Origin of the sequence: Streptomyces goshikiensis, from assembly GCF_014650555.1 — a bacterium.
Lineage (GTDB): Bacteria > Actinomycetota > Actinomycetes > Streptomycetales > Streptomycetaceae > Streptomyces > Streptomyces goshikiensis.
On record NZ_BMVE01000008.1, the window covers coordinates 154,288 to 178,868 of the forward strand.

Sequence of the window (24,581 nt, forward strand, 5' to 3'; positions counted from 1 at the left end):
TAACCCCCAGGGGTTAACGTCCGGCAATCCCCTCGGGTACCGCAGGGGTTCGAGCGTACGGCCCCGGCCTTGCGGTTTCTACGGTCGTACGGCGTTGCCCGCCCGCGCCAGATCGGCCGCGGCGCGCTCCAGGTCACCGGAGGCGTCGGTGATCCGGCGGCTGGCGTCGGCGACCTGTCCGGACAGCCTCCGCACCTCCAGCCAGACCCGCAGGGCCAGGACGGAGAGGACGGCGACCCCCAGGAACCCGAGGGCAATTGCGAGCATCGGCCAGAGCATGGGACCGAGCCTAGGCCACCGGCCCCCTCAGACGCTGCGCAGGGTGCTCACGCCGCCACCGGTCAGCAGTTCCACGATCCGCTCACCCGCCGGTTTCCGGACAGCCACCCCGCACTCGGGACAGGTGAAGGAGTAGAACGTGGTGCGCCTGCTGCCGCCGATCACCAGGCGCAGCGCGCCCGCCGCGAGCTCGAAGCGGCCCCGGCAGTCGGGACAGCCCGCCTTGAAGGTGACGGGCCCCGCCGGCTGCCCCGCACCGGCCGCGCCCCGGCCGGCCGCACCCCGGTCCGCGGTCCCGCTGCCGGCCGCCCCCCTGGCGGCCGTCAGCCCCGGCGTCCCGTCCGTCGGCGACATCACTCGGCGCTCCCCTCGGCCCAGCTCTCCGTAACCAGCCCAGCTCTTCGTGTCCGCCCCGCCGCGCGGCCGGCGGCCGCCCACGGCAAGGGCTCAGACCTGTTCCCCGTACCCGGCGAGCGCCTCGCGCGCCGCCTGCCGGGCAGCGTCCGCCAGCTCCACCGGCGCCACGATCCGCCCCTCCCGGCCCAGCCGCAGCGCGAGCCGGCGCAGCGAGGCCGGGTCCGGGCTGCGCAGCGTGATCCGCAGGCCGCCCTCCGCGAGCTCCTCCGCGCTGTCGTGGGGGTAGTACTCGGCGACCCAGCGGCCGCCGGGGCCCACCTCGACCACGACCTCCGGGTCCTCGGCGGCCGGCTGGACCAGCCCCTCGGACAGGTCGCGCGGCTCGATCGCGGGCGGCTCGGCCCGCTCGTCGAGCAGCCGGATTTCAGCCACCCGGTCCAGGCGGAAGGTGCGCCGCGCCTCGGAGAGGTGGCACCACCCCTCCAGGTACGTGTGACCCACGGTGAACAGCCGGATCGGGTCGACGGTGCGCTCGGTGAGCTCGTCGCGCGCGGGCGAGTAGTAGCGCAGCCACAGCCGCCGCCGCTCCGAGATGGCCCGGTCCACGTCCGCGAAGACCCCGCCCTCGGCCTCGAAGGTCACCGACAGCCGGGAGCTGGCCCCGGCCGCCTCCCCGGCGGCCGCCTCCAGCTTCGCGGTCGCCCGCAGCAGCGCGTCCCGGTCGCTCTCGCGCAGCCCGGGCAGCGTCGCCACCGCGCGGGCGGCCACCAGCAGCGCGGTCGCCTCGTCGGCCGCCAGCCGCAGCGGCTCCGCGGTGGACTCCCCCGAGGCGTCGGGGTTGCGCCACCAGATGCGCTCCCCGTCGGTGTCGATGTCGAGCAGGTCACCGCCGCGGAAGCTGGTCCCGCACATGGGCAGCACGTCGAGGTCCGAGATCAGCTCGTCCTCGGTGATCCCGAAGGCGCGCGCCACGTCGGCGACGTGCGCCCCGGGCCGCTCGCGCAGATAGGTCACCAAGGACAGCATCCGGCGGGTCTGGTCAATGGCGTTCGCGGCCATGCTGGTACGTCTCCCCCTCAGGGCGTAACTAACGGATCTTGCGCGGTCGGTCGGGTCAGCCCTTGGCGACGGCGCGCAGCCGGTCGACCACGTCCGCCCGCAGACCGGCCGGCTCCAGGACCACCACGTCCGGCCCGAACTCCACCAGCCAGGCGTCCAGCCCGTGCCCGTACGGGATCTCCAGCTCGTCCCAGCCGTCCCCGCACTCGCGCACGGCGGTGGCCTTGGCCCGCAGCGGGTACCCCGCCCCGGCGCGCAGCCGGATCAGCGCGGAGCGGTCCGCGCCCTCCCCGGCCCAGCTCGCCACGGTCTCCCGTACGGTCACCACGTCCGGGACCTCGGCGGTGTACTTCGCCGCCCGCGAGCGGACCTTGCCGGTGATCCGGGAGAGCCGGAACACCCGCTCCGCCCCGCGGTCGCGGTCGAACCCGGCCAGGTACCAGTGGCCGCGCCAGCACTCCAGCGCCCACGGCTCGACCTGCCGCGCCTCCGGCCGCGCGGCCGTGGACTTGCGGTAGTCGAACACCACTGGCCGGCGGTCCCGGCAGGCCAGCATCAGCGGCTCGAACGCCGCCTCGTGGACCGGGATGCGCGGCTCGATGGCACTGTGCTGGCCCTCGTACGGGTCCCCCGCCTCCGGCATCCCGCCCGCGCGCAGCTTCTGCAGGGCGCCGCTGGCCGCGCCCGCCAGCCGGGCCTGCTGCCAGACCTTGGCCGCCAGCCCCAGGGCCGCGGCCTCCTCGGCGTCCAGCGAGACGGGCGGCAGCCGGTTGCTGTCCCGGCGCGCCAGGTAGCCGGTCTCGCCGTCCAGGTTCTCCACCGTCTCGATGACCAGGCCCAGTTCGCGCAGGTCGTCCTTGTCCCGCTCGAACATGCGGTTGAAGGACTCGTCGTTGCCGGCTTCCAGGTAGGCCTCGATGGAGCCGCGCAGCTCCCGCTTGCTGAGCGGCCGGCGGGTCCCCAGCAGACACAGCGCCAGATTCATCAGCCGCTCGGCCTTGGCAATCGCCATCGACGCCCTTCCGCCCTTCTCGACGTACACCCGAATGGACACACTCGTGACCGTTGACCGTACCGCCCCGGCGGTCGGGGACAAAAGCGAGGGCCCCCGCCTCACGGCAGGGGCCCCACGGCTGTCACAGCGCGACGGTCAGGCCGCCATCAGGTCGCAGACGAAGATCAGCGTCTCGCCCGGGGCGATCGCGTTGCCCGCGCCGCGGTCGCCGTAGGCGAGGTGCGCGGGGATCGTCAGCTTGCGGCGGCCGCCGACCTTCATGCCCTGGACACCCTTGTCCCAGCCGGCGATGACCTGGCCGACACCGAGCTGGAACTGCAGCGCGGAGCCGCGGTTCCAGGAGGCGTCGAACTCCTCGCCGGTGGAGAAGGCCACGCCCACGTAGTGGACGGAGACCTTGGAACCGGCCTTGGCCTCGGCGCCGTCGCCCAGCCAGATGTCCTCGATCACGAGGTCGGCGGGAACCGGGCCCTCGGGGAAGTCGATCTCGGGCTTTTCGAGCTTGTCGCTCACGGAACTGCTCCTCATACGTACGAACCGGTCAAGTGGAACGGAACAGTCTTACACTGCTCCGACGATGTCGACGACGAACACCAGGGTGGAGTTGGCCGGCAGGTCCTCACCCTTGGCCTGGTCCTTGTACGCCTGCCCCGGCGGGATCACCAGCAGCACGCGGCTGCCGACCTTCTTGCCCACCAGGCCCTTGTCCCAACCCTCGATGACCTGACCCTCACCGATCTTCGTCGAGAACGGGGCGCCGGTCTTCCAGGACGTGTCGAACAGCTTCGCCGCGTCCTTGCCCTGGTTCGGCGCCCACGCCGCGCCGCTGTACTGCATGTACACGGTCTGGCCGTTCTTGACCTCCGGGCCCTTGCCCTCGATCAGGACCTTGTCGACCAGCTCCTTCGGAGGGTCGTTCTTCGGGACCGTGATCGTGGCGGCCTCGTCCTTGTCCGCCTTCACCTGCGGCAGCTCCGACGGGATCGGCGCCTGCGTGCCCTCGGCCTTCTTCGGCATGACCGAGTCCAGGTCCAGGACGAAGATCAGGTTGTCGGTCGGGCCGACACCCAGCTGCGGCTGGCCCTGCGCACCGAACGCGGCCGCCGGCGGCGCGACGACCAGCACCCGGCTGCCGATCTTCTTGCCCAGCACCGCCTCGCTGAACATCGGGACGATCGTCGGCGAACCGGCCGGGACGACGAGCGGCGAGCCGTCCTTGTCGTAGGACCCGGCCAGCTCCTTGCCGTCCTTCCAGATCTTGCCCGTGTACTTCGTGACGACGAGATCGTCCTTCTTGACCTCGGGGCCCGTGCCCTCCTTGAGCGTGTTCACCACGAACTTGCCGCTCGGCTCGCCCTTCGGCGCGGTGATCTCCGCCTTCTGGCCCACCTCGCCCTTCACCGTCGGCATCGGGTCGGCGGACGCGACCGCCTTCGGCACGTCGGGCTGGGAGGGGCTGGCCGACGGGGACGCGTCCTTCTTCTTCCCGGAGTCGTCGCCCCCTCCGCAGGCCGCGGTGAGCATCAGAGCCGGCACGATGAGCGCGGCAGCAAGTCGGCGTCGCACAGTGGTCCTCAGGGTCGCTGGAATGGTCCGTCCTAGCGGCCCACTCTACGGCCAACCCCCTCACCGACAAGGCCGTGGCGTGCGAAAAGCCCCGTACACCACCGTGCACGGGGCCCTTCCACACCACGGCCCGACGCGGCATCACATGCCGGCGATGAGCTTCTCCACCCGGTCGTCCACCGACCGGAACGGGTCCTTGCACAGCACCGTGCGCTGCGCCTGGTCATTCAGCTTCAGGTGCACCCAGTCCACCGTGAAGTCCCGGCGCTGCTCCTGCGCCCGGCGGATGAAGTCACCGCGCAACCGCGCCCGGGTCGTCTGCGGGGGCACCGATTTGCCCTCGAAGATCTTCAGGTCGTTGCAGATCCGCGCCGCCTGCCCCTTGCGCTCCAGCAGGTAGTACAGACCGCGCCGGCGGTGGATGTCGTGATAGGCGAGGTCTATCTGGGCGACCCGCGGATTCGACATCGTCATGTCGTGCTTGGCCCGGTACCGCTCGATCAGCTGGTACTTCATGACCCAGTCGATCTCCGTGCCGATCCGGTCCAGGTCCTCCGACTCGATCGAGTCGAGGGTACGGCCCCACAGCTCCAGCACCTGGTCCACGACACCCGTACGGATGCCCCGGCGCTCGGCGAAGTCCACCGCCTTGTCGTAGTACTCCCGCTGGATCTCCAGCGCCGAGGCCTCCCGGCCACTGGCGAGACGCACCTTGCGCTGGCCCGTGATGTCGTGACTGACCTCACGGATCGCCCGGATCGGGTTCTCCAGGGTCAGGTCCCGCATCACCGTGCCCGCCTCGATCATGCGCAGCACCAGGTCGGTGGCACCGACCTTCAGCAGCATGGTCGTCTCGGACATGTTCGAGTCGCCGACGATCACGTGCAGACGCCGGTAGCGCTCCGCGTCCGCATGCGGCTCGTCCCGCGTGTTGATGATCGGCCGGGACCGGGTCGTCGCCGAGCTGACGCCCTCCCAGATGTGCTCCGCCCGCTGGCTGACGCAGTAGACCGCGCCCCGCGGAGTCTGCAGCACCTTGCCCGCGCCGCAGATCAGCTGCCGCGTGACAAGGAACGGAATGAGGATGTCCGCCAGGCGGGAGAATTCTCCGTGCCGCGCCACGAGGTAGTTCTCGTGGCAGCCGTACGAATTGCCCGCCGAGTCGGTGTTGTTCTTGAAGAGGTAGACGTCGCCCGCGATTCCCTCCTCGTGCAGGCGGCGTTCGGCGTCGACGAGCAGGCCTTCGAGAATGCGCTCGCCGGCCTTGTCGTGAGTGACCAGTTCGGTCAGGTTGTCGCATTCCGGTGTCGCGTATTCCGGATGCGAACCCACGTCGAGGTAGAGGCGGGCGCCGTTCCGCAGGAAGACATTGCTGCTGCGGCCCCATGACACAACACGGCGGAAGAGGTAGCGCGCCACTTCGTCAGGAGACAGTCGGCGCTGTCCCCTGAACGTGCACGTGACGCCGTACTCGTTCTCCAGCCCGAAAATGCGGCGGTCCATGACTGAACATTACGCCTTCTGCCCTCTTCTGAAACCGGGTTCGCGGGCGCGGTTCGATCAGATTCCCCACGAGCAGGCGAGAACCCGCCGGAACAGCACCGGAAAGCCGCCGCGACACGCACGGTTCGACACCTGTGCATACCCGGCCGGCCCCCCGCCGAAAACCCCTCCCCCGCCTCAGCCCTGACCCGCGGGGACATCCGCCGGCGCGGGCGCCGCACCGGAACCCGCCACCGCCCGCCCCGCGGCCGCCACCGCCAGCACCCGCTGAGTGGCCATCAGGACCAGCAGCGCCGCCGCCCCGCCGACACTCGCCACCCCGAAGCCCGCCGCCGTACCGCCCAGTTCCACCGCGGGCCCCGCAGCCGCCGTACCGATCGCCGCACCCACCCCGAAGAACGTCACCAGCCAGGAGAACGCCTCCGTCACCGTGCCCGCCGGAGCGTGCCGGTCCACCACGATGAACGCGCACGCGATCGCCGGAGCCAGGAACACCCCCGCCAGCGCCGCCAGCGCCGTCATCGCCACCGGCCCCGGCACCAGCATCAGCGGCAGATAACACACCGCCAGCAACGCCACCAGCAGCCGCAGCCGCCGCTCCGGCGCCCCCGCCCACTGCCGGGCGCCGTACGCCACACCGCCGACCAGCGCGCCCAGACCCAGCGCCGCCATCAGCCACCCGTACACCGCCTGACCCCCGTGGTCATCGGCGTACGCCACCCCCGCCACCGTGATCGAACCCAGCGCCGTCCCCACGAAGAAGAACGCCCCCAGCAGCGCCAGCAGACCCCGCGAACGCAGCGCCCCCAGCCAGTGCGCCTCGCGCGGCGCCGACCGCCACGCCCGCGAAGGCTCCGAAACCACCACCGACAGCGCGCCCAGCACCCCGATCGCGTTCAGCGCCAGCAGCGCCCCGGCCGGCGACCACACCGCGACGAACAGCGTCACCAGCAGCGGGCCCACCGTGAACATGACCTCCTGCGCCACCGCGTCCATCGCGTACGCCTGGTGCACCCGCTCCTCACGGCCGCCCAGCACGCTCGGCCACAGCGCCCGCAGCCCGCCCTCCAGCGGCGGCGTGAACAGCCCCGCGATCACCACGGCCGCGTACGCCACCGCGACCGACCCGGTGCCCGACAGCGCCAGCCACACCATGCCCAGCGCCGAGACCAGCGCCGCCGGCAGCTGCACCCGCGGCTGCCCGTACAGGTCCACGGCCCGCCCCAGCAGCGGCTGACCCACCGCGTTGGCCACCCCGTACGCGGCGGCCAGCGCCCCCGCGAGGCTGTAGCTGCCGCCCTCGGCCCGAGTGAACAGCACGATCGCGATCGGCGCGGTGCCGTTCGGCAGCCGGCCGATCAGCGTGCCCACCAGCAGCCTCGCGGCGTGCCGGGTCCTGAGCAGTTCCGCGTATCCCGCGGCCATGTCCGCCCCCTTCTGCCCGGATCCCACCGGGGTAATACGTATAACTTGACTCGTCATACGTACCATGTCCGCAACACGGGGGTCCACCCCGCACACCCCGCCCCACCCCGCGACCTCGCACTTCAGGAGCCCCCTGTGACGAGACCCACCAGCCGCGACGTCGCCACCGCCGCCGGAGTCTCCCAGGCCACCGTCTCCCTCGTCCTCGGCGACAAATGGCGCGGCCGCGTCTCCGAACGCACCGCCGCCCTCGTCCGCGAAGCCGCCACCCGCCTCGGCTACCGCCCCAACCTCGCCGCCCGCAACCTCCGCCTCGGCAGCACCCGCACCGCCCTCCTCGTCGTCCCCGCCCTCACCAACGAATTCTTCGCCCGCGTCTACACCGGCGCCGCCCGCATCGCCGCCGAACACGGCTTCGGCGTCGTCCTCTACCCCTCCCCCGACGGCACCGGCCCCGCCCGCGACCCCTTCGCCTCCGCCCGCGCCGCCCTCGACGGAGTCATCGCCTCCTCCATGGCCGCAGGCGCCCTCGACGCCATCGGCGGCGCCGGCCTCCCCCTCGTCATGCTCGACAGCGACCCCACCGCCGGCCGCGCCGCCGCCCACGTCAACCTCGCCATGGCCGACGGCATGCGCCAGACCGCCGAACACCTCCTCGGCCTCGGCCACCGACGCGTCCTCCACCTCGCCTCCGCCGTCGACACCTGGACCTTCGACATCCGCGCCGAAGCCCTGGCAGCCCTCCTCGGCCCCCACGCCGAACTGCGCACCACCCGGTCCACCCTCACCGTGGACGGCGCCCGTACGGCCACCGAGAGGGCCCTGACGGTCCCCCACGACCGCCCCACCGCCATCGTCTGCGACGACGACATCCTCGCCGCCGGCGCCTGCAAGGCCGCCCGCCGCCTCGGCCTGCGCATCCCCGAAGACCTCTCCGTCACCGGCTTCGACGACCTCGCCCTCGCCACCGCCGTCGACCCCGAACTCACCACCGTCCACCTCCCCGCCGAACGCGTCGGAGAACAGGGCATGACCGCCCTCCTCTCCGTCCTCGACGGCACCCCCTGGACCGCCCCCGACATCCCCGTCCACCTCGTCGTCCGCGACTCCACCGGCCCCGCACCCGCCTGAGACCCGGCCCCCCAAAACGCGAAAAGGCCCCGACCCGCCCCCACAGGGACAGGCCGGGGCACTCCCCGTACGACGACCTACTCGGAATCCTCGGGCTCTTCGTCATTCGACACGGCATCCGCCTGAGCCGCCGCCGGAACATCCGCCTCCAGCAACCGCGCCAGCTGCCGCCCACGGATCCGCTTGAACTTCCGCTGCTGCGCCCGCGTCCGGTCCAGCACCGCGACCTCCAGCCGCTCCGCCGGAATCGCCTTGTCCGCACCGTTCGCCTGGCTCGACAGCGCCTGCACCGCCAGCTTCAGCGCCTCGGACAGGGTCATCCCGTCCTGGTGCCGCTGATCAAGGAACGTACTGATCTGCTCCGCGTTCCCGCCCACCGCGACCGAGCCGTGCTCGTCCACGATCGAACCGTCGTGCGGCAGCCGGTAGATCTGGTCACCCGCGGCGGTCGTACCGACCTCCGCCACCACCAGCTCCACCTCGTACGGCTTCTCGCCCGCGCTGGAGAAGATCGTGCCCAGCGTCTGCGCGTACACGTTCGCCAGCCCACGGGCCGTCACATCGTCACGGTCGTAGGTGTATCCGCGCAGATCCGCGTAGCGCACACCACCGATCCGCAGGTTCTCGTACTCGTTGTACTTGCCGGCGGCCGCGAAGCCGATCCGGTCGTAGATCTCGCTGAACTTGTGCAGGGCGCGGGACGGGTTCTCGCCGACGAACACGATGCCGTCGGCATACTGCAGCACGACAAGGCTGCGACCGCGGGCGATGCCCTTCCGGGCGTATTCCGCCCGGTCGGCCATGGCCTGCTGGGGTGAGACGTAGAACGGAGTCGACACCGGCTGTCCGTCCCTTTCTTCTGGGGCCTACAGGGCGACGGATGGTCAGAGCAGGGCGGCGCGCGGGCCGTCCGGCTGCTCCAGGCGACGGTTGGTGACCGTCCGGGCGAGCTCCTGCGACTCCTCGTCGCTGAGCCTGCGGAATCCCTCGTCCGTAATGACGGTGACGATCGGGTAGATGTGGCGGTAGAGGTCCGGGCCACCGGTCGCCGAGTCGTCGTCGGCCGCGTCGTACAGCGCCTGCACGACCAGGGTGGTGGCCTGCTCCTCCGTCAGGTCGGGACGGTAGAGCTTCTTCATGGAGCCGCGCGCGAAGATCGAGCCGGAACCGGTGGCGGCGAAGCCGTGCTCCTCGGAGCGGCCGCCGGTCACGTCGTAGGAGAAGATCCGGCCCTTCTCCTTGCCCTCGTCCCAGCCGGCGAACAGCGGCACGACCGCCAGCCCCTGCATCGCCATCCCGAGATTGCTCCGGATCATGGTGGACAGCCGGTTCGCCTTGCCCTCCAGGCTCAGCGTCGCCCCCTCCACCTTCTCGAAGTGCTCCAGCTCCAGCTGGAACAGCTTCACCATCTCCACGGCCAGGCCGGCCGTACCGGCGATTCCCACCGCGGAGTACTCGTCGGCGGGGAACACCTTCTCGATGTCCCGCTGCGCGATCATGTTCCCCATGGTCGCCCGCCGGTCACCGGCGAGCACGACCCCGCCGGGGAAGGTGGTGGCGACGATGGTCGTCCCGTGCGGCGCCTCGATGACACCCTCGGGCAGCTTCCGGTTCCCCGGCAGTAGCTCGGGCGAGTGCGCCCCGAGGAAGTCCATGAAGGACGAGGACCCCGGCGTCAGGAAGGCTGCCGGTAGACGCCCTGTGCCACGATTGTTGGCTTCCACGCGTGTCCCTCCAGGTATGAGATGGCCCGACGCAGAGTGTCGGGATCGTCTCCCAACTTGCCGATGGCCGAGTTGCAGTTGAAGCACAGTACGCCTCGGACCATACCCGTCTCGTGGCAATGATCCACATGCACGGCCGGAGCCTTCAGGCAGATACAACAAAGCCCGCCCTGAGCTGCAATCATTTCGTCCCGCTCAGCTTCTGTCATGCCGTACGCGCGCTTGAGATGTCCCACCCGGCTTTCGATGGCCCGGCACGCCTTGCAGCATGTCGACAAGCCGTCCGACGCCGTCTTGTTCCGATCCCATTCGGTGTGAGGTTTAATCTCCCCGCACCGCCGGCAGTACTTGTGCCCTGCGGGGGCTTCGACACGGGGACGCACATTCTTCCCCTTGGCTTTCTGGCGCTGCTGGTGATATTCGGCTGCGCACGGCCTGCAGTAGCACTGCAGGCCGTCACGCATGGCCTTGTTTGAGGCGAACGCCTCAAGCGGCTTGAGTAAGCCACATCGCGGACACTGCTTCTCCGCCCCCGACACTCACCCTCCCCAGCGAGCTATCACCTTCGATTCGAAGGCAGAATCACTCGCCACCCTTCTGAACGAAGGAGCGCACGAAATCCTCGGCGTTTTCCTCGAGCACATCATCGATTTCATCGAGGACGGAGTCGACGTCGTCGGAGAGCTTTTCCTGTCGTTCCTTGAGGTCGGAGCTCGCCTCGGCGGTCGTCTCCTCGACCTCCTCGGTCGAGCGCGTCGCCTTCTGCTGTCCGCCGCCGGTGTCCTTGGTCGCCATGTCTACCTCACCCCGCTCGGTTCGCACGCTCATGTCGAGAGACCCCGGGTTCGGGATCTCCCAAGATCAGACCCTACGCCGGACCCTACAAGGAGGGTCCGGCATTCGTCCCCGCACTTTCACAACGCGGGTGTCTTCATGATTCCCGGACCGGGGCCTTTTCAGCCCCCGCCCGGGATTCGGAATGGGCTCAGTTTCCGGACAGGACCCGGACCAGGTCCTCCGCCGTGCGGCAGCGGTCCAGGAGCTCCTTCACGTGGTTGCGGGTGCCCCGCAGCGGCTCCAGCGTCGGCACCCGCTGGAGCGAGTCGCGGCCCGGGAGGTCGAAGATCACCGAGTCCCACGAGGCCGCCGCCACGTCGTCCGCGTACTGCTCCAGGCACCGGCCCCGGAAGTACGCCCTTGTGTCCTCCGGAGGCTTGCTCACGGCCCGCTCGACCGCCGCCTCGTCCACCAGCCGCTTCATCTTGCCGCGGGCCACCAGACGGTTGTACAGCCCCTTCTCGGGCCGTACGTCCGCGTACTGGAGGTCGACCAGGTGCAGCCGCGCCGCGTCCCAGTCCAGGCCGTCCCGCCGGCGGTAGCCCTCCAGGATCTCCCGCTTCGCGATCCAGTCCAGCTCCCCCGAAAGGCTCATCGGGTCGCTCTCCAGCCGGCCCAGCACGTCCTCCCACCGGGCGAGGACGTCCTTGGTCTGGTCGTCCGCGTCGGCCCCGAAGCGCTCGTCCACGTACTTCCTGGCCAGCTCGAAGTACTCCATCTGGAGTTGTACGGCGGTCAGCGTGCGACCGCTGCGGAGCGTGATCAGGTGGTGCAGGTCGGGGTCGTGGGAGACCTGGTGCAGGGTGCGCACCGGCTGGTCCACGGCGAGGTCCACGCTGATGAACTGGTCTTCGATCATGGAGAGGACCAGCGCCGTCGTGCCGAGCTTCAGGTACGTCGAGATCTCGGAGAGGTTGGCGTCGCCGATGATCACGTGGAGCCGGCGGTACTTCTCGGCGTCGGAGTGGGGTTCGTCGCGGGTGTTGATGATGGGGCGCTTGAGGGTGGTCTCCAGGCCGACCTCGACCTCGAAGTAGTCGGCGCGCTGGCTGATCTGGAAGCCGTGCTCGCGTCCGTCCTGTCCGATGCCGATGCGGCCCGCTCCGGTGACGACCTGGCGCGAGACGAAGAAGGGGGTCAGGTGGCGCACGATCTCCGAGAAGGGGGTTTCCCGCTTCATCAGGTAGTTCTCGTGCGTGCCGTAGGAGGCGCCCTTGTTGTCGGTGTTGTTCTTGTAGAGGTGGATCGGCTGGGCGCCGGGCAGCTGGGCGGCGCGGACGGCCGCCTCGGCCATGATCCGTTCGCCGGCCTTGTCCCAGAGCACGGCGTCGAGCGGATTGGTGATCTCCGGCGAGCTGTACTCGGGGTGCGCGTGGTCGACGTAGAGCCGTGCGCCGTTGGTGAGGATGACGTTGGCGAGGCCGATGTCCTCGTCGGTGAGCTGGCTGTTGTCGGCGGCCTCGCGGGCGAGGTCGAAGCCGCGGGCGTCCCGCAGCGGATTCTCCTCCTCGAAGTCCCAGCGGGCGCGTCGCGCCCGGTGCATCGCCGCCGCGTAGGCGTTGACGATCTGGGACGAGGTGAGCATGGCATTGGCGTTCGGGTGCCCGGGGACGGAGATCCCGTACTCCGTCTCGATCCCCATTACTCGCCGTACGGTCATGCGGCCCTCCTTGCCCGGCGGCGCTCCCGTTCGGGAGCGGCGCTCAAGTACCGCTGGTGCTCCGGTGCGTGCTGTGCGGTGCCCGTCCCCGCACTGCGCGACCGGCGGTACGGAAGAGCCTAGAACCACTCCGCGCTGGTGGGGAGATCATTTCAGTCATTGACTTTTCCCGTCTCCGGCTGAAATGCGGTCGGTAAAGCAGTCGGCTGCGGGTGCCCTGTGAGGGCATCCGCAGCCGCCCCGCTTTGTCAGAGGTACTGACCGGTGTTTGCCACCGTGTCGATGGAGCGTCCGGTGTCTGCGCCTTGCTTTCCGGTGACGAGGGTTCGGATGAATACGATCCGCTCGCCCTTCTTTCCGGAGATTCGGGCCCAGTCGTCGGGGTTGGTGGTGTTGGGCAGGTCCTCGTTCTCCTTGAACTCGTCCACGCAAGCCTGGAGGAGGTGGGAGACGCGCAGGCCCTTCTGGTTGTGTTCGAGGAAGGCCTTGATGGCCATCTTCTTGGCACGGTCGACGATGTTCTGGATCATCGCGCCCGAGTTGAAGTCCTTGAAGTAGAGGACTTCCTTGTCGCCGTTGGCGTACGTGACCTCGAGGAAGCGGTTTTCCTCGGTTTCGGCGTACATCTGCTCGACGACCGTCTGGATCATGCTGTGGACGGTGCCGGCCGTGGAGCCCTGGTGTTCGGACAGGTCGTCCGAGTGGAGGGGCAGCGAGGCCTTGAGGTACTTGGCGAAGATGTCCTTCGCCGCCTCGGCGTCCGGGCGCTCGATCTTGATCTTCACGTCGAGCCGGCCGGGGCGCAGGATGGCCGGGTCGATCATGTCCTCGCGGTTGGAGGCGCCGATGACGATGACGTTCTCCAGGCCTTCCACGCCGTCGATCTCGGCGAGCAGCTGGGGGACGATGGTGTTCTCCACGTCCGAGCTGACTCCGGATCCGCGGGTGCGGAAGAGGGATTCCATCTCGTCGAAGAAGACGATGACGGGGGTGCCCTCGCTGGCCTTCTCCCGGGCGCGCTGGAAGACGAGGCGGATGTGGCGCTCGGTCTCGCCGACGTACTTGTTGAGGAGTTCGGGGCCCTTGATGTTCAGGAAGTAGGACTTCCCGGCGGGCTGGCCGGTGACCTCGGCGACCTTCTTGGCAAGGGAGTTGGCGACGGCCTTGGCGATGAGCGTCTTGCCGCATCCGGGCGGGCCGTAGAGCAGGATGCCCTTCGGGGGCCGCAGTTCGTGTTCCTTGAAGAGGTCGGGGTAGAGGTAGGGGAGCTCGACGGCGTCGCGGATCAGCTCGATCTGGTCGCCCAGGCCGCCGATCTTGTCGTAGTCGATGTCCGGGACCTCTTCGAGGACGAGTTCCTCGACCTCGCTCTTGGGGACCACTTCGTAGACGTAGCCGGAGCGGGGTTCGAGCAGCAGGGCGTCGCCGGGGCGGATGGTGATGTCCAGGAGCGGCTCGGCGAGCCTCACCACCCTTTCCTCGTCGGTGTGCCCGACGACCAGGGCGCGCTCGCCGTCTTCAAGGATTTCCTTGAGGGTGACGATGTCCCCGGCCCGCTCGTACTCCATGGCCTCGACCACGTTGAGCGCTTCGTTGAGCATGACCTCCTGGCCGCGCCGGAGGTCTTCCGGCTCGACGCTGGGGCTGACGTTCACGCGGAGCTTTCGGCCGCCGGTGAAGATGTCGACGGTGCCGTCCTCGTTCGCCTGAAGAAAGACACCGAAACCGGCCGGCGGCTGTGCGAGCCGGTCGACTTCTTCCTTGAGGGCCACGATCTGGTCGCGGGCCTCACGGAGGGTATTCGCCAGTCGTTCGTTTTGCGCGGAGACGCCGGCCAGATTCGTCTGGAGCTCGACGATCCGCTCTTCGAGAATCCTCGTGTGTCGCGGAGAGTCGGCGAGCTTGCGTCGCAGGACGGCGATTTCCTGCTCGAGATAGGCAACCTGGCCAGCGGGGTCCTCAGACCCTCGCCCGGGCCGGATGCCGCGGTTGATGTCGTCGTCGTGGGCTGCCACGGTCCTCACCTCCTCCAAGGGGAGCTGGACGCTTCCTGACCCTACCTGGGCTGGTGGTGATTGAAACCCCTAGATCACAAAGACGGTAGAGGTGTGTCCGATCTTCACCCTTGCGTACTCCCTCACGCCAAGGAAATACCCACCCATCAACATCGGAAAGCAGGCGGTTGTAAGGTCGAACTGTTCAACACCCGTCAGCGCTCGTGCGACTTGCCTTGAGTCGCGGCCGGGACGGGTCACTCAGCGCAGGGAACGGCAGGAGATATGACCGTGCAGCAGGAGGCTCCCACGGGCGGCGCCGGTGGGACCGGTGAGCCGCTTGAGGTCTGGATCGACCAGGACCTCTGCACCGGGGACGGCATCTGCGTGCAGTACGCCCCGGAGGTGTTCGAGCTGGACATCGATGGTCTGGCCTATGTGAAGAGCCCCGAGGACGAGCTTCTGGTGGAGGCGGGGGCGACCACTCCGGTTCCTCTGACGCTGCTCCAGGACGTGGTGGACTCCGCCAAGGAATGCCCGGGTGACTGTATTCACGTAAGGCGCGTTTCGGACAGGGTCGAGGTCTTCGGTCCCGACGCCGAGTAATGGCCTTGTGACGCTTCAAACCCGTGTGGGGGCCGAGTCCGTCAGCTCCTGGCGGAATTTCCCGTCGCTCCAGCGCCACTTGGCGAGGTGTTTCGTGTCGGGGCTGAAGCGCGGTATGTCCGGCGAGGAGTAGCCGAGGAGGCTCGCGGTGACGGCCCCGTCGCGGACGGTGAGGTCGCTGACGGTCTGTCGCCGGGCGGTGTCGAGGAGGGTGGCGACGACGCGGGGCCGGGCGCCCTCGCCCCGGTCGCGGGTCACCACGTAGAGCGCGTGGGGCGGGGTCCCGGAGCCGGCGTCGCAGCGGACGGCGGCGACGGTCTCGGGGCGGCCGTCGCCGTCGAGGTCGCCCTGGGCGGTGTCGGTGACGATCTGCGGGGCGCCGTTGCAGTCGAGGGGGTACGTGAGCGCCCGCGCGTCGGGGGCGGTGGCCCGGGGGTCCTCGGCGGGATCCGCTGGGGTGCCCGCGGAGGTCCGGGTGGTTTCCTCGGGTCCGGTGGCGGCGCCGGCGGAGGGCTGGAGGAGGCCCGCGGCGGCTATGACGGCGGCCATGGCGGATGCGGTGGCGAGCCAGTGGACGGCGCGGGTGTGGTGGTGCGCCAGGGTTTCCAACGTCGGCGCGAGCTCGGCGGCGGGGCTGTGCGGCACGCGGGGTGTCTCCTGTGCGAAGGGTGACGGGGAGCCAGCATCGTGCCACACCTCACACGGAGGTGGAACGGCTGGGTCCGGCCTGGGTGCGCGCTGGCCCGGAGGCAACGAAAAGGCGCTGTGGCGCAGTTCCCGGTCGGTCCGGGGAACTGCGCCGCAGCGCCTGCGTGTTGGTTGCCCGGGTGGGCTCGGCGGGTGGGGTCAGCCCCGGTCGCCGGAGGCGGCGGAGCCGCCGGACTGGCTGCCGGGTCCGTCGTAGTCCTCGCCGTAGGCGCCCTTGGCGGGGCGGCGGCGGCGCATCGGGGGCTCGACGCCGTCCGCGAGGCGGCGGGCGGTGACGAGGAAGCCGGTGTGACCGATCATCCGGTGGTCCGGGCGGACGGCCAGGCCCTCGACGTGCCAGTTGCGGATCATCGATTCCCAGGGCTGCGGCTCGGCGTAGCAGCCGAACTCGCGGATGGATTCGACGGTGCGGGCGAGCTGGGTGGTGGTGGCCACGTAGCAGCACAGGATGCCGCCGGGGACCAGGGCCTTGGAGACGGCCTCCAGGCACTCCCAGGGGGCGAGCATGTCGAGGATCACGCGGTCGACGTCCGTGTCGGACAGGTTGTCCTGGAGGTCGCCGACGGTCAGCTGCCACGCGGGGTGGGGGCCGCCGAAGTAGCGCTCGACGTTGGCCGTGGCGATCTCGGCGAAGTCCGCGCGGCGCTCGTAGCTGTGGAGCATGCCCTGGTCGCCGATGGCGCGCAGCAGGAAGCTGCTCAGGGAGCCGGAGCCCACACCTGCTTCCACGACGCGGGCGCCGGGGAAGATGTCGGCGAAGGCCAGGATCTGGCCCGCGTCCTTGGGGTAGACCACGGCGGCACCGCGGGGCATGGACAGGACATAGTCGGGGAGCAGGGGACGCAGCGCGAGGTACGCGACGTTGCCCGTGGTACGGACAACACTGCCCTCGGGAGCACCGATCAGCTCGTCGTGCGGGAAGGAACCCTTGTGGGTGTGGAAATTCTTCCCGGCTTCGAGCGTGAACGTGTAGTGGCGGCCCTTGGGGTCGGTGAGCTGAACCTGGTCCCCGACCTCGAAGGGCCCGCGTCGGCGGGCGGCACCGGTCGGTTCGGACATGTGACCAGTGTATTGGCTTCAGGACTGGGGCCGCGCCATGGCCTTCACGAAGGCCTTTTCGACGTCGAGGGTGGACAGGACGCCGTAGATCTTGCCGCCGGTTTCGACGACGAGGTATTCGCTGGCGGGGGTGGCGCGGAGGTGTTCGAGGAGTTCTTCGCCGGTGAGTTCCGCTGAAACCTTCATGCCGTCGGTGAGGTCCTGGGCGAGGGTGCTGACGGCGACCCAGGGGCGGCGGTGTTCGGGGACTGAGGCGATGGCGCTCTCGCGGACGATGGCGGTGGGGTCACCGTGTCCGTCGACGACGACGAGGGCGCGGGCGCCGGCTTCGTTGGCGCGGCGGAGGGCTTCGGAGAGCGGGGTGGCGTTCTCGACGGGGATGGCGCGCCGGGTGAGGGCGCGGGCCCGGAGTTCGGGGAGGTGTTCGCGCAGCCGGGCCATGCGGAGGCTGTTGCCGGCGCCGGTCCAGATGATGCCGGCGAGGATCGCGGCGAGGAGGGCGTCCATGACGGTGTTCATGCCGCCGATTTCGCTGCTGCGGTTGCCGAGGGTGCCGGTGTGGGTGAGCAGGGGCAGTCCGAGGAGGACGGCGACGGCGAGGCCTCGGCCGACCCAGGCGGCGGCGACGGTGCCGGTCATGGGTTTGCCGGTGATGCCCCAGATGACGGCGCGGAGCATGCGGCCGCCGTCGAGGGGGAGGCCGGGGAGGAGGTTGAAGGCGGCGACGAGGAGGTTGGAGATCATCAGGCCGGCGAGGAGGACGCCGGGGACGGTGGCGGGGTCGACGGCCTTCATGCCGAGGTAGAAGAGTCCGGCGAGGGCGAGGGAGAGGAGGGGGCCGACGAAGGCGAGGACGAATTCGCGGCCGGGGGTCTCGGATTCCTTCTCGATCTCGGAGACTCCGCCGAAGAACTGGAGCTGGATGCGGCGCACGGGGAGTTTGAAGCGGAGGGCGGCGACGGTGTGCGCGAGTTCGTGGACGAGGACGGAGGCGTAGAAGGCGACGGCGAAGAAGAGGGAGACGAGGTAGCGGACGGGGCCGAGGTCGGGCAGGATCCGGTCGAGCTGGTCGCCGAAGACCCAGGTGATGAGGGCGGCGACGAGGAACCAGCTGGGCGAGACGTAGACGGGCACGCCGAAGGGGCGGCCCATGAGGAGTCCGCCGCCCGGGTCGGAGCGGCGGTTGGCGCGCTCGCCGGTCTGGTCGGTGTCTGCCACGGCTGTCCTTCGTTCGGTGCTGTCCGGCGGGTCGGTTCCGTCGGTGGTTCCCATTGTGGTTCCCGCGCGGTCGGGGTGCGGAACGGGGTCGTGTGGTGGCGCGGTGTGATGCTCCGATCATGCAGTGCGAGGGGGGTCGGCGTCGATGGTACGCACGGGCTGTCGGTGATGGGTCGTACTGTTTTGGGTATGACGACGCCCCCCGGTCCCGTTGCCGCCGCCGCTGCGGACGTTGCGGTGAGTGCTGCCCGGCCCTCTTCGCTGTCTCCTTCGCGGGCGGGTGATTTCATGCGGTGCCCGTTGCTGTACCGGTTCCGGGTGATCGACAAGCTGCCGGAGAAGCCGAGTGCGGCGGCGACGCGGGGCACGTTGGTGCATGCGGTGCTGGAGCGGCTTTTCGATCATCCGGCCGAGGAGCGGACGGCGCCGCGGGCGAAGGCGTTGATCCCGGGGCAGTGGGACCGGCTGCTGGAGGCGAAGCCGGAGCTGTCGGAGCTGTTCCCGGAGGGTGACGAGGGGGCGGGGCTGGCGCGGTGGCTGACGGAGGCCGAGGCGCTGGTGGACCGCTGGTTCACGTTGGAGGACCCGACGCGGCTGGAGCCGGTGGAGCGGGAGTTCTTCGTGGAGACGGAGCTGGAGTCGGGGCTGCGGTTGCGCGGGATCATCGACCGGGTGGATGTGGCGCCGTCGGGTGAGGTGCGGATCGTCGACTACAAGACGGGCAAGGCGCCGCGGCCGGAGTACGCCGAGGGCGCGTTGTTCCAGATGAAGTTCTACGCGCTGGTGGTGTGGCGGCTGAAGGGGGTCGTGCCGCGCCGGCTCCAGCTGGTGTACCTGGGCAGTGGGGACGTGGTGACGTACGACCCGGTGGTGGCGGATCTGGAGCGGGTGGAGCGCAAGCTGCTGGCGCTGTGGGACGCGATCCGGGAGGCGACGGAGACGGGTGACTGGCGGCCGCGGCCGACGAAGCTGTGCGGCTGGTGTGATCATCGGGCGGTGTGTCCGGAGTTCGGGGGGACTCCGCCGGTGTACCCGCTGGTGATCTCTCCGCGTCCCGAGCCGGTGGAGCCGGCCTAGCGGGTGGTGCCGGGGGCGGCGCGGGGGTGCTCCCGGCGGGTTCTCGGTGGTCCGGCCAGGGCAGAATGGGCGGGTCTTCGAAGCCGTCCGACGAATACGAGGTATGACCCGTGGCGATCCGCGTCCTTCTGGTCGACGACCAGCCGCTGCTGCGCACCGGTTTCCGGATGATTCTGGAGGCGGAACAGGACCTGGCGGTGGTCGGTGAGGCCGGGGACGGTCTGCAGGCGCTGGACCAGGTGCGGGCGTTGCAGCCCGATGTGGTGCTGATGGACATCCGGATGCCGCGGATGGACGGGGTGGAGGCGACCCGGCAGATCACGGGGCCGGGGCGGGACGGGCCGGCGAAGGTGCTGGTGCTGACCACGTTCGATCTGGACGAGTACGTGGTGGAGGCGCTGCGGGCGGGGGCGAGCGGGTTCCTGCTGAAGGACGCGCCGGCCAATGAGCTGGTGCAGGCGATCCGGGTGGTGGCCGCGGGAGAGGCGATGCTGGCGCCGAGCATCACGCGGCGGCTGCTGGACAAGTACGCGGGGCACCTGCCGTCGGGTGAGGACAGTGTTCCGAACACGCTGGGGACGCTGACGGAGCGCGAGGTCGAGGTGCTGAAGCTGGTGGCCCGGGGGTTGTCGAACGCGGAGATCGCGGCGGACCTCTTCGTCAGCGAGACCACGGTGAAGACGCATGTGGGGCACGTGCTGACGAAGCTGGGGCTGCGCGACCGCGTGCAGGCGGCCGTGTATGCGTACGAGAGCGGTCTGGTCCGTCCGGGGGCGGGTCAGTAGACGCGAGAACGGGCCGGCAGCCGCGTGGTGGCGCTGCCGGCCCGTTTTCATTGGCGGGTGCCGGGCGGGTCAGCCCTTGGCGATCTCCCAGAAGCGGAAGACGGTGGAGGCGTCCAGGGACCACTGGAGGCCGGTCACGTTCGGGCGGGTGACGGCGTACTGCTTGCCCTGCCAGAGCGGGAGGATCGGGATCTCGTCGGCGACGATGTCCTGGAGGCGGCCGTAGTCGACGGTCGCGGCGGTGCGGTCGGACTTGGCGGAGGTCGACGGGATGATGGTCCCGCTGATCTCCTTGTTGTCGTAGTTGTTGCCGAGGACGCTGTTCGGGCCGAAGAACGGCTGCGTGAAGTTGTCGGCGTCCGGGTAGTCGGGGACCCAGCCGAGCGCGTAGACGCCGTACTTGCCGGCCTTGATGTCCTTCTCGTACTGGTCGAAGGGCACCGACTGGACGTCGGCCTCGAAGAGGCCGCTGTCGTTGAGCATCTTGGCGATGGCCTGGAACTCCTGGTCCATGGCCGGGCCGTAGCGGGTGGGCGTCGAGTGCAGGGTCAGCTTGACCTTGTCCTTGATGTTGGCCGCGCGCAGTACGGCCTTGGCCTTCTCGGGCTGCGGGGTGCCGCCGTAGCGGTCGAAGAAGGCGGTGTTGTGCGAGGCGATGCCGGCCGGGATGATCGAGTACAGGGAGGTCGCGGTGCCCTGGTAGACGCCCTGGACGAGGGCCTCGCGGTCCACGAGGTAGGCCATGGCCTTGCGGATGGGGAGCTTTCCGGCGACCGGGTCGTTCATGTTGAAGACGAGGTGCTGGACCTCGGCTCCGGTGCCCTGGATGACCTCGATCTTCTGGTCGCCGGTCTTGTTGGAGAGGTCGGCGATGTCCTTGGCGGCGAGGCCGCGGTAGGCGAAGTCGACGTCGCCGCTTTCCAGGACCTTCTTCAGGGCGGCCTGGTCGTCGGTGAAGAACTTCATGGTCACGCCGTTGTTCTTCGGCTTGGCCTTGCCGGAGTACGAGTCGTTGACCGAGAAGTTGGCGCTCTTGTCGTTGATCGAGTCGAGCTTGTAGACGCCGGAGCCGGTGGCCTTGCCGTCGGAGCGGAGCTTGTCGGCCGGGTACTCGGTGTGGTCGACGATGGAGCCGGCACCCGAGGCGATCTTGCTGGGGAAGGTCGCGTCGGACGTCTTGAGGTGGAAGACGACGGTCTTGTCGTCGGGGGCGTCGATGCTGGCGATCGACGAGAGCATGACGGCGGGGCCGTTCTCGTCGTTGATCTTCAGCGTGCGCTCGAAGGAGTACTTGACGTCCTTCGAGGTCAGGCTGTTGCCGTTGCTGAACTTCAGGTCCGAGCGCAGGACGCACTTGTACGTCTTGCTCTCGCCGCCCTCGAAGTTGCAGGACTGCGCGGCGTCGGGCTCCGGCGTCGTGCCGCCCTTGGGGAAGCTCAGCAGGGACTGGAAGACGTTGTTGAAGAGCAGCCACGAACCGGGGTCGTAGCCCGACGCGGGGTCGGTGGCCTTGACCTTGTCGGATATGCCCATGACCACGCCCTTGCCGCCGCCCGCGGCCGTGCCATCCTGCGAACCGCAACCGCTGAGCAGCGCGGCGGCGGTGGCTGCGCCGAGCGGGGCCGCCAACCACTGGTTACGTCTCATCACGCGAACGTCCTTCACAGTCGAACTGTTTCGTTGCGCCGGCCCGCGACATCCGCTGCCGGGTTGTTACCGGTCTCAGCCGCTTACGCCACGGCCGAGTTCCCACAGCTGGAGGTCGGAGATGGCGTTGACCGACCACTCCACTCCGGTGATCCCGTCGCGTGCGGCGACGTACTGCTTGCCCTGCCACAGGGGCAGGACGGGCACGTCTTCGGCGACGATGTCCTGCATCTCCGAGATCGCGCCGGCGGCGACACCGCGGTCGGCCGCGCGACGGGATTCGGGGATGAGCTTGGTGCGCACCGTGGTGTTGGCGTACGGCGTGCCCAGGAAGTTGTCCTGCTCCAGGAACGGGGCGAGGAAGTTGTCGGCGTCCGGGTAGTCGGGGAACCAGCCGAGCCCGTAGGCGGCGTAGTCGCCCTTCTTCTGGGCGGGGCGGAATTCGGACCATTCCTTGCCCTGGACGGTGATGTCGAAGAGCTGGGTGGAGTTCAGCTGGGTCTTGAGGGCCTCGAACTCGGCGGCGGTGCCGTCGCCGTAGTGGTCGGAGGTGTAGTTCAGGGTCAGCTTGACCGGGGTCTTGATCCCGGCGTCCTTCAGCAGGGCGGCGGCCTTGGCGGTGTTGGCCTCGCCGTACTTGTTGAAGAACGAGTTGACGTGGCCGTTCACGCTGGCGGGGACCAGGGAGTACAGGGGCTGCGCGGACTTGCCGTAGACCTTGGAGATGACGGCGTTGCGGTCGACGGCGGCGGCGAGGGCCTGGCGCACCGCCTTGTCCTTGACGACCGGGGCTTCGGTGTTGAAGCCGATGTAGCGGATCTCCAGGCCGGGCAGCGGGGTGAGCTTGACGCCCTTGGGGGGCTTGGCGGAGAGCTCGGTGATCTGGGCGGGCGACAGGGTGCGGGAGACCATGTGGATGGATCCGGCGGCGAGGGCCTTGCCCATGGCGGCGGAGTCCTCGAAGGTGCGCAGTTCGACCTTGTCGTTCTGCAGCTTGATGTCGCCCTTGTAGTTCGGGTTCTTGGTGAAGACGGCGCGGACGAGGCGGCCTTCCTTGACTTCGGCCTTCATGGTGTACGGGCCGGAGCCGTCGATGCCGAAGCCCTCGCGGAGCTTCTTGGCGTCGTAGTCCTTCTCGCTGACGATGCCCGCGGCGGGGGTGGCGAGCTTGTACGGGAAGGTCGCGTCCGGGGTCTTCAGGTGGAAGACGACGGTGTCGGCGCCCTTGACCTCGACGGTGTCGAGGGTGGAGAGCAGCGAGGAGGGGCCGTTCTCGTCCTTGATCGCGATGACGCGGTCGATGGAGTACTTGACGTCCTTGGCGGTGAGGGGCTCGCCGCTGGCGAACTTCAGACCGGGGCGCAGGACGCAGCGGTAGCTTTCGTTGCCGGTGTCGGTGAAGCGGCAGTCGGAGGCCGCTTCGGGGACGGGCTGGCCGCCGCCGCGCGGGGTGTGCATCAGCGTCTGGACGGTCTGGCGCAGTACGTTCCAGGCTCCGGCGTCGTAGGCGTAGGCCGGGTCGAACGGGGCGGGAGCGTAGTCGGCGGCCTCGAACCGGTCGGTGGTCCCGACGACGATCGCTCCGGAGCCCGCTCCTCCGCCGGTCGCGGTGCCGCAGGCGGCCAGCGCGGGGGTGAGCAGTCCGGCCGCGGCCGTCAGCACCATGGTCTTGCGGTTCATGCTGGAAGTACTCCCTATACCGGCACTTGCTCAAAGCGGCGTAAAGGGCACTTCGCGACGGTCGCCCGTTCAGGGCGGAACGATCGGGCCGGTGTTGTGACGATCGGTCCACGCGATCCCGGCACGGTGGTGTGTGTCCGGGACTGCTGAGGTGCGGCGCGGTGCCCGGATTGACACTAGTGGCCCTGAACGGGATGGCTGGAACTGCGCCGAGTTGGGGCGTAATCGCACGGTGATGGGCGGGGACTGCCTGTTCATCCCGGGGTGTCCGCAGATGGGGTCAGTAGCTGATCAATCCGGACACAAAGGAAGCCCCCGGGGGGTCCTGACAGGTCCGTCGGGGGCTTCGCGCGTGACCAAGGTCACCTGGGTCAATCGGCCCGGCGGAGGTGGAATTTCAGCCTCCGGGGCGTAGTACGGAAGATTCTTCCGCCGGGCGTGTTTTTATGCAGGTTCCGTTCGGTACGGAGCGTGTGCGGTCAGTTCATCGGAGTGATGAGGGAGCGCAGGAAGGTCAGGTCCACGTCCTCCAGCGAGCGGACGACCGTACGGCCCGGGGCGGGCGGGATCACGCCGACCGAGGGCACGGCCACGACCCGGCAGCCGGCGGCCTCGGCGGCGGCGACTCCGGTGGCGGTGTCCTCGATGACGGCGCACCGCGAGGGGTGCGCGCCGAGGGTGCGGGCTGCGATCAGGTACGGGTCGGGGTGCGGCTTGGTGCGGGGCACCTCGTCGCCGGCGACACTCAGCGCGAACCGCTCGGGGCCGAGGGCGCGCAGCACCCGGTCGATGACCCGGCGGTGCGAGGCGGAGACGAGGGCGGTGGGCACGTTGTGCCGGGCCAGCTCGGCCAGCAGGCGCTCGGCGCCGGGCATGAGCGGGACCTGGTCGGCGATGCGCGCCTCGAAGCGCTCGTTGAGCAGGACGCTCAGCTCCATCAGGGTGATGGCGGCGCCGGTGGACTCGATGAGGAAGGCGGCGCTGCGGGTCATGGGGCCGCCGACGACCACGTCGCGCCAGGCCTCGTCGAGGCGGTGGCCGAGCTCGCCGAAGACGTCCACCTCGATCTCCCACCAGAAACCCTCGGTGTCGACGAGGGTGCCGTCCATGTCCAGCAGCACCGCCTGGAGGGCATGTCCGTCGGCCGTGCGGGCGACGGGGGCGGGAACGGTGCTGGTCATCCGGCACACACCTCTCTGAGGGGACGAGAAGGCCGGTCACCTCTTCCCCATGGGCATTCCCCCGGGGAAC

Annotated in this window: 24 protein-coding genes; 4 read left to right on the forward strand and 20 right to left on the reverse strand. The window is 69.5% G+C overall.

Translation table 11 applies throughout. The features are described 5' to 3' along the window. Positions 1-78 precede the first annotated feature (78 nt). From IE248_RS23285 to IE248_RS23320, 8 genes are all read right to left on the reverse strand, one after another. Positions 79-279: a hypothetical protein gene (locus IE248_RS23285; RefSeq protein WP_008741904.1), complete on the reverse strand. Its 201-nt coding sequence runs from the start codon at positions 277-279 to the stop codon at positions 79-81. Between the two features lie 27 nt (positions 280-306). Beyond that, positions 307-633, reverse strand: a complete 327-nt coding sequence (locus IE248_RS23290) for a hypothetical protein (RefSeq protein ID WP_229895471.1) — start codon at positions 631-633, stop codon at positions 307-309. 93 nt (positions 634-726) lie between these two features. Then, positions 727-1,695, reverse strand: coding sequence for a helix-turn-helix transcriptional regulator (locus IE248_RS23295; protein WP_008741906.1), 969 nt, complete (start codon positions 1,693-1,695; stop codon positions 727-729). A gap of 55 nt (positions 1,696-1,750) precedes the next feature. Continuing rightward, entirely contained in the window at positions 1,751-2,707 is a 957-nt protein-coding gene (locus IE248_RS23300; RefSeq protein WP_037793599.1) for a helix-turn-helix transcriptional regulator, read from the reverse strand. Positions 2,708-2,845: 138 nt separating this feature from the next. Next, positions 2,846-3,238 (reverse strand): FKBP-type peptidyl-prolyl cis-trans isomerase, encoded by a 393-nt coding sequence (locus IE248_RS23305; RefSeq protein ID WP_037793602.1) that lies wholly within the window; start codon positions 3,236-3,238, stop codon positions 2,846-2,848. A gap of 33 nt (positions 3,239-3,271) precedes the next feature. Further along, positions 3,272-4,276 carry an FKBP-type peptidyl-prolyl cis-trans isomerase gene (locus IE248_RS23310; protein WP_073774665.1) on the reverse strand — a complete coding sequence of 335 codons (1,005 nt, stop codon included), beginning with the start codon at positions 4,274-4,276 and terminating at the stop codon, positions 3,272-3,274. Between the two features lie 141 nt (positions 4,277-4,417). After that, positions 4,418-5,779, reverse strand: a complete 1,362-nt coding sequence (gene pafA, locus IE248_RS23315) for a Pup--protein ligase (RefSeq protein WP_008741910.1) — start codon at positions 5,777-5,779, stop codon at positions 4,418-4,420. A 177-nt stretch (positions 5,780-5,956) separates the two neighbouring features. Continuing rightward, complete coding sequence (locus tag IE248_RS23320; RefSeq protein WP_037799428.1) at positions 5,957-7,204, reverse strand: MFS transporter; 1,248 nt, start codon at positions 7,202-7,204, stop codon at positions 5,957-5,959. 135 nt (positions 7,205-7,339) lie between these two features. Here IE248_RS23320 and IE248_RS23325 point away from each other — a divergent pair, with 135 nt between their 5' ends. After that, positions 7,340-8,335: a LacI family DNA-binding transcriptional regulator gene (locus IE248_RS23325; RefSeq protein ID WP_190031578.1), complete on the forward strand. Its 996-nt coding sequence runs from the start codon at positions 7,340-7,342 to the stop codon at positions 8,333-8,335. 77 nt (positions 8,336-8,412) lie between these two features. On the opposite strand, the gene prcA is transcribed toward IE248_RS23325, so the two are convergent. The 6 genes from prcA to arc all read right to left on the reverse strand — a co-directional run bounded on the left by prcA (position 8,413) and on the right by arc (position 14,571). Further along, a complete protein-coding gene (prcA, locus tag IE248_RS23330; RefSeq protein WP_008741914.1) occupies positions 8,413-9,174 on the reverse strand; it encodes a proteasome subunit alpha in 762 nt (253 codons plus the stop codon). A gap of 45 nt (positions 9,175-9,219) precedes the next feature. Continuing rightward, on the reverse strand, positions 9,220-10,059 hold the full coding sequence (prcB, locus tag IE248_RS23335; RefSeq protein WP_008741915.1) for a proteasome subunit beta: 840 nt from the start codon (positions 10,057-10,059) through the stop codon (positions 9,220-9,222). Then, positions 10,011-10,523: an endonuclease VII domain-containing protein gene (locus IE248_RS23340; protein ID WP_190031579.1), complete on the reverse strand. Its 513-nt coding sequence runs from the start codon at positions 10,521-10,523 to the stop codon at positions 10,011-10,013. The genes prcB and IE248_RS23340 overlap by 49 nt, the downstream gene beginning before the upstream one ends. Before the next feature lie 118 nt (positions 10,524-10,641). Next, the gene (locus IE248_RS23345) at positions 10,642-10,854 is read right to left on the reverse strand and encodes a ubiquitin-like protein Pup (RefSeq protein ID WP_030759619.1); all 213 of its coding nucleotides are present in this window, start codon (positions 10,852-10,854) and stop codon (positions 10,642-10,644) included. 190 nt (positions 10,855-11,044) lie between these two features. Further along, the gene (gene dop, locus IE248_RS23350) at positions 11,045-12,556 is read right to left on the reverse strand and encodes a depupylase/deamidase Dop (protein WP_073774675.1); all 1,512 of its coding nucleotides are present in this window, start codon (positions 12,554-12,556) and stop codon (positions 11,045-11,047) included. Between the two features lie 248 nt (positions 12,557-12,804). Then, the gene (arc, locus tag IE248_RS23355) at positions 12,805-14,571 is read right to left on the reverse strand and encodes a proteasome ATPase (protein WP_008741919.1); all 1,767 of its coding nucleotides are present in this window, start codon (positions 14,569-14,571) and stop codon (positions 12,805-12,807) included. Positions 14,572-14,835: 264 nt separating this feature from the next. Here arc and IE248_RS23360 point away from each other — a divergent pair, with 264 nt between their 5' ends. Next, positions 14,836-15,156, forward strand: a complete 321-nt coding sequence (locus IE248_RS23360; RefSeq protein ID WP_037793608.1) for a ferredoxin — start codon at positions 14,836-14,838, stop codon at positions 15,154-15,156. Positions 15,157-15,171: 15 nt separating this feature from the next. On the opposite strand, the gene IE248_RS23365 is transcribed toward IE248_RS23360, so the two are convergent. From IE248_RS23365 to IE248_RS23375, 3 genes are all read right to left on the reverse strand, one after another. Beyond that, entirely contained in the window at positions 15,172-15,705 is a 534-nt protein-coding gene (locus tag IE248_RS23365; protein ID WP_229895481.1) for a hypothetical protein, read from the reverse strand. 297 nt (positions 15,706-16,002) lie between these two features. Further along, a complete protein-coding gene (locus IE248_RS23370) occupies positions 16,003-16,923 on the reverse strand; it encodes a tRNA (adenine-N1)-methyltransferase (protein ID WP_008741922.1) in 921 nt (306 codons plus the stop codon). Positions 16,924-16,941: 18 nt separating this feature from the next. After that, positions 16,942-18,075, reverse strand: a complete 1,134-nt coding sequence (locus IE248_RS23375; protein ID WP_100582477.1) for a site-2 protease family protein — start codon at positions 18,073-18,075, stop codon at positions 16,942-16,944. 255 nt (positions 18,076-18,330) lie between these two features. Between IE248_RS23375 and IE248_RS23380 the strand changes: the two genes are divergently transcribed. Then, on the forward strand, positions 18,331-19,218 hold the full coding sequence (locus IE248_RS23380; protein ID WP_106433364.1) for a RecB family exonuclease: 888 nt from the start codon (positions 18,331-18,333) through the stop codon (positions 19,216-19,218). A gap of 110 nt (positions 19,219-19,328) precedes the next feature. Next, positions 19,329-20,003, forward strand: coding sequence for a response regulator (locus IE248_RS23385; RefSeq protein WP_008741925.1), 675 nt, complete (start codon positions 19,329-19,331; stop codon positions 20,001-20,003). A 69-nt stretch (positions 20,004-20,072) separates the two neighbouring features. Here IE248_RS23385 and IE248_RS23390 read toward each other — a convergent pair whose 3' ends face one another. The 3 genes from IE248_RS23390 to IE248_RS23400 all read right to left on the reverse strand — a co-directional run bounded on the left by IE248_RS23390 (position 20,073) and on the right by IE248_RS23400 (position 24,511). Then, the gene (locus IE248_RS23390) at positions 20,073-21,653 is read right to left on the reverse strand and encodes an ABC transporter substrate-binding protein (protein WP_190031580.1); all 1,581 of its coding nucleotides are present in this window, start codon (positions 21,651-21,653) and stop codon (positions 20,073-20,075) included. 72 nt (positions 21,654-21,725) lie between these two features. Next, positions 21,726-23,330 (reverse strand): ABC transporter substrate-binding protein, encoded by a 1,605-nt coding sequence (locus tag IE248_RS23395; protein WP_190031581.1) that lies wholly within the window; start codon positions 23,328-23,330, stop codon positions 21,726-21,728. A 479-nt stretch (positions 23,331-23,809) separates the two neighbouring features. Beyond that, positions 23,810-24,511, reverse strand: coding sequence for an HAD family hydrolase (locus IE248_RS23400; protein WP_073796015.1), 702 nt, complete (start codon positions 24,509-24,511; stop codon positions 23,810-23,812). Between the last annotated feature and the right edge of the window lie 70 nt (positions 24,512-24,581).